Annotated in this window: 11 protein-coding genes; 9 read left to right on the top strand and 2 right to left on the bottom strand. The window is 30.0% G+C overall.

All coding sequences use genetic code 11. The features are described from left to right. Nucleotides 1-299: 299 nt before the first annotated feature. The 9 genes from K7H06_RS10310 (at nt 300) to K7H06_RS10270 (ending at nt 11537) form a co-directional block, all read left to right on the top strand. Nucleotides 300-1181, top strand: coding sequence for a DMT family transporter (locus K7H06_RS10310; protein ID WP_223039779.1), 882 nt, complete (start codon nt 300-302; stop codon nt 1179-1181). Nucleotides 1182-1394: 213 nt separating this feature from the next. Next, nucleotides 1395-2819 (top strand): sigma-54 interaction domain-containing protein, encoded by a 1425-nt coding sequence (locus K7H06_RS10305; protein ID WP_223039778.1) that lies wholly within the window; start codon nt 1395-1397, stop codon nt 2817-2819. A gap of 264 nt (nt 2820-3083) precedes the next feature. Further along, on the top strand, nt 3084-4493 hold the full coding sequence (locus K7H06_RS10300) for a Na+/H+ antiporter NhaC family protein (RefSeq protein ID WP_223039777.1): 1410 nt from the start codon (nt 3084-3086) through the stop codon (nt 4491-4493). A gap of 69 nt (nt 4494-4562) precedes the next feature. Continuing rightward, nucleotides 4563-5642 carry an NAD/NADP octopine/nopaline dehydrogenase family protein gene (locus tag K7H06_RS10295; protein WP_223039776.1) on the top strand — a complete coding sequence of 360 codons (1080 nt, stop codon included), beginning with the start codon at nt 4563-4565 and terminating at the stop codon, nt 5640-5642. A gap of 33 nt (nt 5643-5675) precedes the next feature. Continuing rightward, nucleotides 5676-6791: an alanine dehydrogenase gene (locus K7H06_RS10290; RefSeq protein WP_223039775.1), complete on the top strand. Its 1116-nt coding sequence runs from the start codon at nt 5676-5678 to the stop codon at nt 6789-6791. A gap of 198 nt (nt 6792-6989) precedes the next feature. After that, complete coding sequence (locus tag K7H06_RS10285) at nt 6990-7679, top strand: response regulator transcription factor (RefSeq protein WP_223039774.1); 690 nt, start codon at nt 6990-6992, stop codon at nt 7677-7679. Between the two features lie 24 nt (nt 7680-7703). Further along, nucleotides 7704-9098 (top strand): sensor histidine kinase, encoded by a 1395-nt coding sequence (locus tag K7H06_RS10280; protein ID WP_223039773.1) that lies wholly within the window; start codon nt 7704-7706, stop codon nt 9096-9098. A gap of 18 nt (nt 9099-9116) precedes the next feature. After that, complete coding sequence (locus tag K7H06_RS10275) at nt 9117-10589, top strand: hypothetical protein (RefSeq protein WP_223039772.1); 1473 nt, start codon at nt 9117-9119, stop codon at nt 10587-10589. Between the two features lie 72 nt (nt 10590-10661). Beyond that, nucleotides 10662-11537 (top strand): tRNA 2-thiocytidine biosynthesis TtcA family protein, encoded by an 876-nt coding sequence (locus K7H06_RS10270; protein ID WP_223039771.1) that lies wholly within the window; start codon nt 10662-10664, stop codon nt 11535-11537. Between the two features lie 136 nt (nt 11538-11673). Here K7H06_RS10270 and K7H06_RS10265 read toward each other — a convergent pair whose 3' ends face one another. Both K7H06_RS10265 and K7H06_RS10260 read right to left on the bottom strand, forming a co-directional pair. Then, on the bottom strand, nt 11674-12570 hold the full coding sequence (locus K7H06_RS10265; RefSeq protein WP_223039770.1) for a fumarylacetoacetate hydrolase family protein: 897 nt from the start codon (nt 12568-12570) through the stop codon (nt 11674-11676). A 93-nt stretch (nt 12571-12663) separates the two neighbouring features. Beyond that, nucleotides 12664-13767 carry a DUF3810 domain-containing protein gene (locus K7H06_RS10260; protein ID WP_223039769.1) on the bottom strand — a complete coding sequence of 368 codons (1104 nt, stop codon included), beginning with the start codon at nt 13765-13767 and terminating at the stop codon, nt 12664-12666. Nucleotides 13768-14017 lie beyond the last annotated feature (250 nt).

Here is a 14017-nt window from a genome sequence, read left to right as displayed (position 1 = left end):
AAGCCCCTTAGATAAATTGAAACAAATTATCTAAGGGACGAAGCATCATTCGTGTTATCACCCTTGTCTATGGATTAAATCCATATTCACCTTTTAACGGTGGCAAGCCGAAAGTTTATCAAAGACTATAACATTTTCATTTTACATTTTTAATATATATATTTTTTAAAGAGTTGTCAAACCTTATTTTTAAAATTTGTAAAGAGCTAAGGTTTTCTATATAACTTTTTTATGTATTGTATAAAAGCTGTATTCTTTTTAGGATATTTGGTAAAATGTTTTATAGAGGGGGAATGAAAATGGACATATTAAAGGGAACTTATAAGGGGATTTTTTTTGTTGCTTTATCCGCATTGTTTTTTGCCCTTAATTCTGTATTTGCAAAAATTGCTATGCAAAATTCAAATTATCCAGGGATTGTTATGGCATTTGGCCGTTTTATATTAGGATTTATTATATTTTCAGCTTATGTGATTTTTAAGAAGAAAAATTTAAAGCCTAATAATGTGAAATACATTATTTTAAGAGCCATCTTTAATACCTTAACGATTATATTTTTTTTCATATCTGTGCAATTTACAACTATTACTAACGCTAATATGCTGAATATGACTTATCCAGTATTTGTTTTTTTAATGGCACCATATCTAAACAAAGAAAAAGTGAAAAAAGTATATTATTCTTTTCTGGTCTTAACGATGATCGGTTATTATTTAATCGTTTTTCCTGATTTTAATCATATTAATAAGGGAGATGTTGCAGGGCTTATAGCTGGAATTATGGCTGCTTTTGCAGTATCTTCCTTGCGTGAAGCTAGAAAACATGATGAAAGCTATTTGATTATTTTCTATTTAATGTTTATTGGGAGTGGAATTACTTTTTTATTAAGTCTTCCTAATTTAGAGATACCTACACCCATGGTTGCTTTATATATTTTCTTATCAGCATTAATGGGAGTATTAGGCCAGTTATTTATTACTATTGGATATCGATATGTAGATTCTGCAACAGGTGCATTAGTGTCGGCTAGTAGAATTATTTTTGGAGTAATATTAGGAGTAAGTCTATTTTCTGAATTATTATCACTAAGAATTATTATTGGAGGAATTTTGATAATGATTTCATTAGTGGGGGTAAGTGGTATTTTAGATAGATATATATATGTTACAGAGAAATCATGATTTAACAAAAGAAAAGGAGTATATGATAAGAAAACAAATGGTTTGTAAAGCAGTAGCATTATTACAAAATTAAATAAAATTCTTTGAATGTTAAGATGGTCATTACCATCTTTTTTCTTTGTGTAGAATTTAAATTTGAATATTGAATAATTAAAATATATTTAAAATAAATATGTATACGAAAGGAAAAATTAATTTTAAGGGGGAAATAATGTGTTTATTAAAAATATAAATGGTATGCATATGGATTATATAGATGCTATTACAATTGTTGATAAAACAGGTTATATTGTGTATTCGGTTCGTTTTAACCCAAGATTTGATGGTGAAAGTAATGAAAAAGAGTCTAAAAAGATTATGAATAAAAGTTTTTTAGAAACCTTTCCAAGTTTATCAGCAGAAGATAGTACAATTATAAAATGTTTAAAGGATGGAATGCCCATATACAAAAATAATCAAATGTATTATGACTATAATGGAGCATTATTAAATACACAGAACATTACTATACCTATCATACAAAAAGGCAAGATATTAGCTGCTATTGAGTTATCTAAAGATATGACCACAATACAAGATTTATCTAATGAATATAAAAAAAATAACAAAGTAGTAGTGCATTGTAATCGTAGTGGTATAAATAAAAATAATCACACAAGTGTTCAATATTCATTTGAAGATATTATTACTAGAAATCATGAGATGATTGAAAATATAAATAAAGCTAAATTAATTTCAAATAGTCCTTCTTCGGTTTTAATTTATGGAGAAACTGGAACAGGAAAAGAGTTATTTGTACAATCTATACATTATTATAGTGCTAGAAGAAACAAGCCTTTTATTGCTCAAAATTGTGCTGCTTTGCCAGAATCTTTATTTGAATCTATATTATTTGGAACTGTAAAAGGTGCTTTTACAGGATCAATTGATAAGAAAGGACTTTTCGAATTAGCTGATGAAGGCACACTTTTTTTAGATGAAATAAATGCTATGCCTATTCACTTACAAGCAAAATTATTAAGAGTGCTACAAGATGGAGTGATTAGAAGAATAGGAGATCATAAAGATCGAAAGGTAAATGTACGTATAATTGCTGCAATGAATATAAATCCTGTAGAAGCTATAAAAAATAAACAGATCAGAGAAGATATTTTTTATCGGTTAAATGGAATCAGTATCAAATTAGTCCCTTTAAGAGAAAGAAAGGAAGATATACCATTATTAGTTAAATATTTCATTGAGAAATATAATTCATTATTAAATGCATCTGTGTGTGGCGTTACAAAGGAAGTAAATGAGTTTTTTTCTTTATATTCTTGGCCAGGAAATGTAAGAGAAATGCAGCATGTTATAGAAGCTACAATAAATGTTATTAAAAGAGGTAAGATTGGAATAAAACATTTGCCTGCGTATTTAAATGATATTAAAAAAAATACAAATTATTATGAAGAAACTGATAGTATAAAGCCATTAAATGATGTAATAGCAGTAGTTGAGAAGGAAATGATAAAAAAAGCTCTTGAAAAAGCTGGATGGAATGTATCGAAAGCAGCAAGATTATTAAAACTTCCAAGGCAAACCCTTCAATATAAAATTATAAAATACCAAATTAACAACGAAGATGTATCAAGTTATTAATTTAATGTGCTCAATATTAGTGAAAATTGCTGAAAAACAGCAATTTATTTTTTTATAAAGAGTTATTTCTTTTAAAAAGTCTATTATAAAATTGCTTAAATTTAAGCAATTTTATGACAATGAAATGTTAATTTAAACGTGCAATGATTGTAAATTAGCTCAATTAAGGCATCAGAAAGGAATAAGCAATATAAAAATTTTGGTATGTAATTTGCAATACATATTTATGACTAAATAAATTTTAAAAGTGAGGAGGAATCAAATATGATAGAAGCAGTAGTACATTATGGATTCTTGTCTATTGTTCCAGCATTAATTGCAGTAATATTAGCATTTATTACTAGAGAAGCGACTTTTTCCCTATTGTTTGCTTGTATTATAGGTTTATTTATAACAGGAGATGGATTATGGGGAGTACCTGGATTGCTTGAAAAGGCAATGGGAAATGCAGATTTTATATGGGTATTATTAATAGAAGTATTTATAGGTATATTAGTTGCTTTTTTTATGAAAACAGGTTCTACAGAGGAATTCACAAGAGTGATGGATAAAAAAGTTAAATCTAGAAAAAGTGTACAATTATTTGGATGGTTTTTAGGAATGTTTATATTCTTTAGTGATTATTTTTCACCATTATTTACAGGGCCAGTGATGAGAAACTTAACGGATCGAGCAAAAATATCAAGAGAAAAACTTGCGTATATATGTGACTCCACATCTGCACCTATGTGTGTATTAATACCTTTTAGTGCATGGGGAGTATATATAGCAGGATTATTAGTTGGTCATGGACCTATTACAGATCATGCAATGGGCATGCAAGTATTTATGAAAACAGTCATATTTAATTTTTATGGATTATTAGCAGTGGGGATGGTTGGATTAATTGCAGCGGGAATTATACCAGAGTTTGGACCTATGAAAAAAGCTGAGGAGAGAGCTATGAAAGAGGGGAAAGTCCTTGGTGATGATGCTATGCCAATGATGGGTGTAGAGTTGTCTAGTATAGAAGTAGCCAAAGAAATTAAAAAACCAAGATTGCTTGTAAATTTTATATTACCAGTACTCATCGTTATAATATTTGCTATTGGAACTTATTTAGTATTAGGCTCAACAAAGACTCTAGAGGCATTCATGTTGGCAGTATTAGTATTAGGAATTGCACTATGGATACAGAAAATACCATTAAAAGAAATTTTCAAAACAGCTGTACAGGGTATTAAAGGGGTTATGCCTGCAATCATTATATTGGGATTAGCATACAGTATTAATACGATTAGTAAAGAATTAGGAGCAGCACAATATGTTATAGAAATTACAAGGAATTGGCTATCACCATCAATGTTGCCTGTATTGACATTTGGTTTATGTGCATTTATCTCATTCTCAACAGGAACATCATGGGGAACTTATGCAATCATAATACCAATTTGTGTACCATTGGCATTTGAATTTACAGGAGGAGAAATTAATACATTGGTATTTGCAACAGTAGCGGCAATTGCAGGCGGAGGTGTGTTTGGAGATCATTGTTCACCACTGTCAGATACAACGATTCTTTCATCATTTGGTGCAGCTAGTGATCATATAGATCATGTAAAGACACAACTCCCATATGCGGGTGTAGCAGCTGGAATTGCACTGGTATTATATTTGATCATTGGTATTGTATAAAAATAACTGTGCTAGTGAGTAGTTAAATACTCACTAGCATAATTAAAATAGGATAAGGGGGATAAGTGTATGAAGATTGGGGTATTGGGTTCAGGTAATGGCGGATGCGCAGTAGCTTTTGATTGGGCAAAAGCAGGACATCATGTTTATATGTTTGATTTTGAAAAATTCCCTAAAAATATTAGTACCATATCAGAAAATAAGGGTATTTTTTCAGAAGGAGAGCTTACTGGATTTGCAGAGATTAAATATGCAGGACATGATATAAAAAAGGTAGTAGAAGGAGCTGATATTATATTTGCTGTTGGACCAGCATATAGTACACAATCCTTTGGGGAAGTATGTAGACCTTACTTAAAAAAAGGGCAAATAGTTATTGTATGTCCAAGTTCTTGTGGAGGAAGCATTGTTTTTAAAAACGCGCTAGGATTAGATATAAAAAATGAAGATATGATCATTGCAGAAACTTCTACACTTCCCTATGCTGTAAGATTAACTGAACCTGGCAAAATACATGTATTCTTAAAACTTAAGGGAGGACTTTTATTAGCTGCTCTTCCTTGTAAATATAATAATACTGTAATGAAGTTAATAAAAGAGGTTTATCCAAATATGGAATCAGCTAAAAATGTATTACAGACTGCATTACAAAATGCAAATCCTGTGATCCATCCATCCGTTACTCTTTTAAATGCAGGATTGATCGAAAGAACACAAGGAGACTTTTGTTTTTATGAAGATGGAGTGACTCCTGCAGTTGGAAATTTGATAGAAGCGGTAGATAAAGAACGTATAGAAATTGGTAAAAAATTAAGTATTCATGTTATTCCGGATCCCGTTTTAGGAATGAGACAGGGGTATATGAAGGATACAACCTATTTTAAAGGTTATGCAGAGGCTCCTGGATTTAAGGGAATTAAAGCTCAAAGTAAACTGGATTATAGGTATTTCAATGAGGATGTAGGTTATGGATTAGTATTTATGGCAGAACTAGGTAAACAAGTGAGAGTGGATACGCCTATTATGAATGCTGTTATAGATATAGTATCTGTACTTATGAAAAAGAATTATAGAGGTGAGAAGAAAAGAACAATGGATTGTCTTGGATTAGGAAAATATTCACTAAAAGAATTAGAAAAATTATTGTAGAAAAATAAGTTTTTTCAAAAGGGGTGAAAATAGATGATTATAGGAGTACCTAAGGAAATAAAAAATAATGAGTATAGGGTTGCAATGATACCAAGTGGCGTAGAAGAATTTATAAAAAATGGTCATGAAGTTTTGATAGAAACAGGTGCAGGTCTAGGAAGTGGATTTGGAGATGAAGATTATAGAAAAGCAGGGGCTGAAATAGTTGAAAGAGAGATAGTCTTTAAAAGAGCAGAAATGATTTATAAGGTAAAAGAATTTTTGCAAGAAGAATTTAAGTACCTTAGAGAAGGGATGATCATATTTACCTATATACATTCTAATGCATTTAGAGCACAAACAGATGTTTTTCTTAAAAATAAGGTAGTGGGTATATCCTATGAAGATATTGAAGATAAGGATGGTAAATTTCCACTACTTAAACCAATGAGTGAGATCGCAGGTAAAGGTGGATTTTTAATGGCCATGCAATATACTCAAAAAATAAATGATGGAAATGGGTTGTTGTTGGCTAGAATACATGGAATTAGAACACCTGAAGTTGCAATTATAGGGGCTGGAGTAGCAGGATTAGGTGCTGCAGAAATTGCATCTAATTTAGGGAATAAAGTAACCATTCTAGATATTAATTTAGATAAACTTGAAAAGGCAAAATATGTTTTACCGTCTAATGTAGAATTACTATATTCTAATAAAGAAAACCTAGTAATGTGTTTAAAAAGAAGTGATGTTTTAATGAATTGCATTTTATGGCCTAAATGGAGAAAAGACCATCTAGTTACAAGAGATATGTTAAAATTCATGAAAAAAGGAACCTTGATTGTAGATGTATTCTGTGATGAATGTGGAGCTATTGAAACGTGCAGAGCTACATCTCATGATCATCCAATATATTTTGAGGAAGGTGTTATGCATTATTGTGTAGATAATATTCCAGCAACTTTTTCGCAAACAGCGACGACTTCCCTTTGTCATGCTACGTTACCTTATGCTATAGAAATTGCAAACAAGGGATATGAAAGGGCGTTAAAAGAAAATAAGTATTTAAGGAAAGGTTTATGTTTTTATTTCGGCGTATTAACTTTAGAAGAAACAGGTAAAAAACAAAATAGACCGTATAAAACTCCTGAACAAGTTCTTAATATATAATAAAATAATGATATAGATTACTAATTTTAGGGTAGCTTATATCATTATATAGTAGATGAAAGAAATAAAAAAAGTGTGATATACTAAATGAAGAAAGTATTTGCAGTCCTCCTGAAGAGTGAATTAAAGAAGGTGGTGTATTCAGGAGGACTGTGGATATTTGAATATAAAGATCCTGGCAAAAGGAGTTATAAAAGAATGCATAAAATACTAATTGTAGAAGATGAAAGTAGTATTAGAAGTTTGTTAAAGGTAAGTTTTAAAAATAGTGAGTATTTTATTATAGAAGCAGCTTCTGGAGAAGAAGGCTTAGAAAAAGCAAGGTTGGAAGAGCCAACGGTTGCCTTATTAGATGTAATGCTACCAGGGATTGATGGATTTGAGGTATGTGAGAGCTTAAGGAAAGAATATCCCTATATAGGGATTATTATGCTTACGGCTCGTAGTCAAGATATAGATAAAATTTCTGGACTGAAGTTAGGGGCAGACGATTATGTTATAAAGCCTTTTAATCCAATGGAATTAGTACTTCGTGTGGAGGCTCTTATTCGAAGAATGGATGATGGGAAGGCAAGAAAAGATAAAATTATTGGAAGCGGCCCTTTTAAAATTGATATAGATGCACATATTGTATATAAAAAAGAAATGGTGATTGATATGACACCAAAAGAATATTTGTTGATGAAAATATTTATAGAAAACCCAGGAAAAGCCTTTACAAGAGATGAATTATTAGATTTAGTTTGGGGATGGGATTTTGTTGGGGATACGAAGATTGTAGATGTAAATATTCGAAGATTAAGAAGAAAAATAGAAGAGGATTCATCTGAACCAAATTTTATTGAAACGGTTTGGGGCGTAGGGTATAGATGGAAAAAAACGGAATAAAAGAATGAAAAGCAAGGAGAACATATGAAAAGTATAAAGAAGAGATTAGCCATTAATTTTATGTTAGTAGTTTTTTTTAGTGTGTTGTTCTTTGAAATATTGTTGATTAATTTTGTTAAGCAGTATTACTATAAAAATGTTGAAGATGTTTTAACCAATCAAATTACCATTTCTTCTGAATTTTATTCAAGATACTTTTCTAATGCTACCCTTGAGGATAATGTATTAGATAATATAGATGTATTTTGGAAGCAAACATCTGCTCAAGTACAAATTATTGATCTTTCAGGAAAAGTTCTAATGGATTCAATTGGTGTAGAACATAAAGAAGTAATGGAAACAATTGATGTAAAAAATGCATTAAAGGGTCATAAGGGGACATGGATTGGAAAAATAAATTATGATGATTACAATGCAATGTCAGTTTCCTGTCCACTAAAATCTGATGAAAAAACCGTGGGTGTTTTGAGATTTATTACATCATTAGAAGAAGTGAATAAGGGGATTAAAAGAATAGCTATTTCATTTTTAAGTATAGGAGCTGTGGTCATTTTGGTAGCAGGTGTTGTAAGTATTATTTTATCTAATACCATTACAGAGCCTATAAAAGAATTGACTCGAGTAGCTGAAAAAATGGCATTAGGAAATTTTACGGTAAGAAGTAAAAATCCATTTGATGATGAAATTGGGAAGTTATCAGATACATTTAACTTTATGGCCAAGGAAATAGTAAAAAAAGATGAGTTAAAAAATGAATTTATTTCTTCTGTTTCTCATGAATTACGTACACCTTTGACAGCCATTAAAGGATGGGCTATTGTTTTAAATAAAGAAGAATTTGAAGATAAAGAGACATTGAGAGAGGGACTAAAGATTATTGAAAAGGAAAGTGAAAGATTAACAACTATGGTAGAAGAACTTTTAGATTTCTCAAAATTTGTATCTGGGAAAATCACTTTAAATAAACAAGAAATGATGATAGAAGATTTGATTCAATATATTGAAAAATATATGGGACCTCGTGCAGCGAGAGAAAAAATAGACTTACATGTAGATTATGAAAAACAGATGCCAGCTATGTGTATAGATGAAAATAGAATGAAACAGGTGTTGATTAATGTTTTAGATAATGCATTTAAGTTTACAGGTCAAGGAGGAAAAGTAGATTTTTTTGCAAAACAAGATGGAGAATATCTGCATATGTCTATAAAAGATAATGGTTGTGGAATTAGTAGTGAAGATTTACCAAAGGTGAAAGAAAAATTTTACAAAGGAAAAAATAGCAAATCAAAAAATGGTATAGGATTGTCTATTTGTGATGAGATTATAAAATTGCATGAAGGAAAATTTATCATAGAAAGTAAGATAGAGCAAGGAACTACTGTGCACATAAGATTACCTATTCTCAAAAATACCTAAATTTCAGGAGAAAAAAGTATGAAAAAAAGAATAATTGTTTGGATTATTTTATGGACGTCCATTATTTTTTTACAGGGATGTATGGATATAAAATTAGATATAGGAAAGAGTATTCAAGCACCTAAAAATAAGACAATTCCTATAAAGGGAACTTGGAAGATTGAAAAATATAAAACACAAAGAGATGCGGAGAAAGAGGATCTAAAAGATTTGTTAGGAAAAACAGCAGTCTTTAGTGAACGGGTGGCTGCTTTAGGGGATGAAATATGTGAAGAACCAGAATATAAAGTAAAAAATGTGAATGCAAAAGACTATTTTTTGTATACCCATAAAGCAGTTTATAATGATTTAAAGTTTGATAGTGAAAGGATTGAAGTGATTTCTGTTACTTCAAAGGATCAATATTTTTATGATTTTATTAGAGCAAATGATCAAAGACTAATGGTTTATATGGATGATGGATATTATTATTTAAGTAAAATCTCAGATATAATCAATCAAGAGAGAATTAATAAATATTTACAAAACAAAGAGATTAATAAAAAAGAGAAAAAAGAATCTAATCCATTGAGTGCAGGGGTTTTAATAGGATTAGGAGATTTTAATGATGAAAATGGAGAGGAAACATATAGGACATTATGGATTGCTGCAGAAAATAGAAAGTTATATCCGATAGTAGAAATGAAAGATTTATTTGTACCAAGGAAAAGTGGGTTTTGGATAGTTAGAAAGAATCAAGTTATACAAGAAGGATATAGAAAGGATGAAATTTTTGCCTATCCATTAGAAAAAAATATAATAAAAGAAGAGATAGAAGAAAAGAAGGAAAGTAGTTTATATAAAGAGGAAAGATTGAAAGAAAATGTAGTAAAACAAATTCTATTTGTAGGAAATGATTATATTGGAACAGCTTATGGAAAAAATATAAAAAATTTATCAGGAATTGAAATGCTTCTTGTAGACCATGTGAAAGAAGGGATGAAGATATCAGATCTTGCAGGAGATGAAGGGAAAGAGGCTTTTTTCAATTCAGCAAAAGGAACGCTCTCAAAGTTAAATGAAATACAAGCAAGTAAATTTTACAAGCCTAGGGAAAAAAATTTTACATTGGCAAGAAGAAATGGTCATTGGATTATGAAAGGAAGATTGTACAATAAGAAAGAGAAAGAGAAATTTTTAGAATTTAATATTCAAATGATTCCACCTTACAAAATTGTTCATTATGATAAATTACATGTATCTTGGAATGAAGTAAAGGAAAGAGTACCAAAGGCACAGGATATTTTTACTTCACCTTCGATGGATATAGCTCTTGTGGTTACAAAAGAAGCCATTTATGTATATGAAATAAAAAACAATCAACTGTCTTATAAGTATATGAAAAAAATAGATTTAAAAGAAGATGAAAGGATTGTCATGGCAGAGTGGGCAACAGGTACGTATGTAGATAGGTGGAATGATACGATTCATAGTGTAGAGAGTAAAAAATGACCAAATGACAAAAGACACTAGTACGAAGAGAAATTTCAAGAAGTGTAATTTACAAAAAGATGAGGTGACAATATGAATAAAATTGAAGAACATGACTATAAAGTATGGCGCCTATCGAATAATAGAAAAACCTTTAAAGAAATAGAACATAGTGTTATGACAAAATTCAGAAAAAACATATGGTCAAAATTTGTTAAAGCAGTAAGTGAATTTAATTTAGTGGATGATGGTGATAAAATTGCAGTGGCTATTTCAGGTGGTAAGGATAGTTTGTTAATGGCAAAATTATTTCAACAATTTCAGAAATATGGACAAACTAAATTCAAACTATGTTTTATTGTTATGGACCCAGGTTATCATAAAGAGAATAAAAAACAATTAATTGAAAACTGTCAATACTTAAAATTACCTATTCAAATATTTGAATCAGGTATTTTTGAAATTGTAGACAATATGGAGGATAAAAATCCTTGCTTTATGTGTGCAAAAATGCGTCGTGGGGCACTATACAGAAAAGCAAATGAGCTAGGTTGTAATAAACTAGCCCTTGGACACCATTTTGATGATGTGATTGAAACAACGTTACTCAACTTGTTTTATACAGGAAATTTTAAAACCATGCTTCCTAAACTAAAATCATCAGATGCCAAAAAGTTAGAACTCATTCGTCCCCTTTACTATATAAGAGAGAAGCATATTGAAAGCTATACAAAATATTGTGGAGTTGAACCACTAAATTGTGCCTGTATAGTAACTGCTAAAAAGGTAGCAAGTAAACGTTATGAGACAAAAGAATTGATTAAGGAATTGAAGAAAGATATTAAAGATGTGGACAAATCTATTTTTAAAGCAGCACAAAATGTAAACATGAATGCTATTTTAGGTTGGCAAAAAGATGGAAAGCATTATTCGTATTTAGATTTTTATAATAAAGATGATAAATATTAAAAAAGCCTATATCTAGGCTTTTTGTGATTGTTATACTTTGTAGAATTATGTTTTAAATGTGTATAGGAATATTGTTTATATAACTAAGGGTGTAAATAGATGCATAGGATATAGAATTTCAATATGAATTTATTGATTACTCAAATGTATTTGTAAGGGATCCAATTTTCTCAATAAAACATTTAACTATATCTCCTGATTTTAAGAATTTAAATGGTTTAAAGCCTAATCCAACACCGGAAGGAGTACCTGTTAGAATAATATCTCCAGCTCTTAAGTACATTCCTTTTGATAAGTCACTGATAATATAAGGAATATCAAATATTAAATTTTTTGTATTAGAATTTTGCCTTATTTCACCATTGATGCTACATTGTATGTCTAATTCTACAGGAAAAGGAAGTTCACTTTTATGTACAAGATAAGGTCCCATTGGACAATGGGTCTCAAGACTTTTTCCTCTAAACCATTGGGAATGCTTTCTTTGGATATTTCTTGCAGAAATATCGTTTACAATAGTGTAGCCAAAGATGAATCTTTCAGCGTCTTCTTTTTTTATATTGATGCCATCTTTTCCTATTACAATAGCTAATTCAACTTCATAATCGACCATATCTGTTATATCTTTATGATTTTTAATAAGATCTCCATCTCCTATGGCTGGGTCGGCAATCTTTGTAAAGTATATTGGAAATTTTGGAATATCATCATCTGCTCCAGGCAATCCTACAACTTCTTTTGCATGATCAATATAATTTTTCCCAAGACAGATTATATTTCTACGAGGATAAGGGATGGGTGCACATAATTTGATGTTTTCAACGGGAATCCCTTCAAAAGTATGTGATTTAAGGATATCTTTTATATCTTCAACAAAAGTATCGTCTGAATTCTCTACAAAATCCCTTAAAGTTTTTGGTGGAATGATATCCAACTTTTGAAAAACTTTTTTTATAGGGATTATATTTTTTTTATTTTTGCTTAAAATTCCAAATTGTTCTTCCCCATTATACTGAAAAGTAGCAAAATACATAGAATTACTCCTTCCTTTGTTTAAAATATATAGTTTTGAAAATTTTAAAAACTGTTGTAATAAGTTTCTACATTGAAATCGTAAATCCTTTATTTATTTCGACATTTTCAAACGATTTTCTGCAATCAAAAGATCTACCATTCGTCCATAACTACGAACACCATCCTTTTGATGATTTGCTTTTAGATAAGTATTATTTAATTTTGTGGATGCACGTTCTACAGGGCCTTCGTATTGCTGCCAAAAGGATCTCATATAAGCTAAATCTCTTCTTAATCCTCCGTTATATTTTTCTTTTAGCTTGAAATATTTTTCATGATTTATTCTATATAATGCATTCATAGAATGGATTAAAGCTAAGAGTGTTCCTGAATATTGAAAATCTACATCGCTATGCATGGTGCATGTTAGATAAGCAATATAATTTGCTTCATCTTCTCTTGAAAAACCTCTCTGATGAGCCATTTCATGACAGGTTGTGCTAGGAATTGAGCTATTAGAGATAGATATATTTACATTGGCCTCTCCTGTAAATGGACAATAAATTCCAGCGATACCTGTATAAGACATGATATGGGAGAAAATAATTCCTTTAGGTTTACCATAGTTTCCCCCTAGTTCAGGGTAAATATTTGCTGCTTTTTCATAGCCTTTAGATGCGCGAAGAAAAACATCTGAAGTACCCTTTGGAAGGGTCATGACACCGTCTTTGTTTTCAACTACTTGATCTCTTAGCGTATTTGCTTTTTGTATAAGATGCTCACATAAGTTTTCTAATTCTTCAATAGAAGCAGGTTTTACTTCAAGGTTTGCAATTTCAGAAAAAGGGAGTCGACAATAATTAAAACCCCAAATCATAATAAACAGGAAATAAGTAATACTGCTAAAAACAATCATATTTCCTATAAAATTGAGTACGGTAGACTTTCTCTGATGCTTATTATTTATTGCTTTTATGATGGTTCGAAGAAGCATCCACATGAAAAGACATATAAGCAATATAACAAAACATTCAGCTACAGAAAATGGGAAAAATCCAGTGACAACACTTAAAATTTGTACAATGGGTCGATAGATAGTATGGGCATATATTTTTTCAATAAAATAAGGATAAAATGAAGCTATATAAAATAATAATGCAGTTATAGGAATAAGGAGTATAAAAAGAAATTTGTTAAATATTTTTTTGTTTTTCATAAAAGTTTCCTCAACTTTCTATTAGGTATTTATATACAATATTATACTTATATTTACTAAAAGTAGAAAGAAGTTATATTTAGAATGATAAATATTCATAAGAAATAGTATACAACAATAAATCATAAAATATAGGAATCTAGCTTTTTTTATGTAGTTAAATTCTCGCGTAAATAGGGAATTTATTGTATACTGATAAGTGGCTTTTAACAAAAAATATGCAGGAATAAATACAGCAAGATGATTAGGA

The organism is Crassaminicella profunda, from assembly GCF_019884785.1.
Classification (GTDB): Bacteria; Bacillota; Clostridia; order Peptostreptococcales; family Thermotaleaceae; genus Crassaminicella; species Crassaminicella profunda.
Note: the sequence above shows the minus strand (reverse complement) of the source record. Positions and strands in the feature narration are given on the sequence as shown.

What these genes read in the sequence shown, in the direction of transcription:
- K7H06_RS10310 (WP_223039779.1), top strand. Translation starts at nt 300, where the DNA reads ATGGACATATTAAAGGGAACTTATAAGGGGATTTTTTTTGTTGCTTTA.
- K7H06_RS10300 (WP_223039777.1), top strand. Translation starts at nt 3,084, where the DNA reads ATGATAGAAGCAGTAGTACATTATGGATTCTTGTCTATTGTTCCAGCA.
- K7H06_RS10295 (WP_223039776.1), top strand. Translation starts at nt 4,563, where the DNA reads ATGAAGATTGGGGTATTGGGTTCAGGTAATGGCGGATGCGCAGTAGCT.
- K7H06_RS10290 (WP_223039775.1), top strand. Translation starts at nt 5,676, where the DNA reads ATGATTATAGGAGTACCTAAGGAAATAAAAAATAATGAGTATAGGGTT.
- K7H06_RS10285 (WP_223039774.1), top strand. Translation starts at nt 6,990, where the DNA reads ATGCATAAAATACTAATTGTAGAAGATGAAAGTAGTATTAGAAGTTTG.
- K7H06_RS10280 (WP_223039773.1), top strand. Translation starts at nt 7,704, where the DNA reads ATGAAAAGTATAAAGAAGAGATTAGCCATTAATTTTATGTTAGTAGTT.
- K7H06_RS10275 (WP_223039772.1), top strand. Translation starts at nt 9,117, where the DNA reads ATGAAAAAAAGAATAATTGTTTGGATTATTTTATGGACGTCCATTATT.
- K7H06_RS10270 (WP_223039771.1), top strand. Translation starts at nt 10,662, where the DNA reads ATGAATAAAATTGAAGAACATGACTATAAAGTATGGCGCCTATCGAAT.
- K7H06_RS10265 (WP_223039770.1), bottom strand. Translation starts at nt 12,570, where the DNA reads ATGTATTTTGCTACTTTTCAGTATAATGGGGAAGAACAATTTGGAATT.
- K7H06_RS10260 (WP_223039769.1), bottom strand. Translation starts at nt 13,767, where the DNA reads ATGAAAAACAAAAAAATATTTAACAAATTTCTTTTTATACTCCTTATT.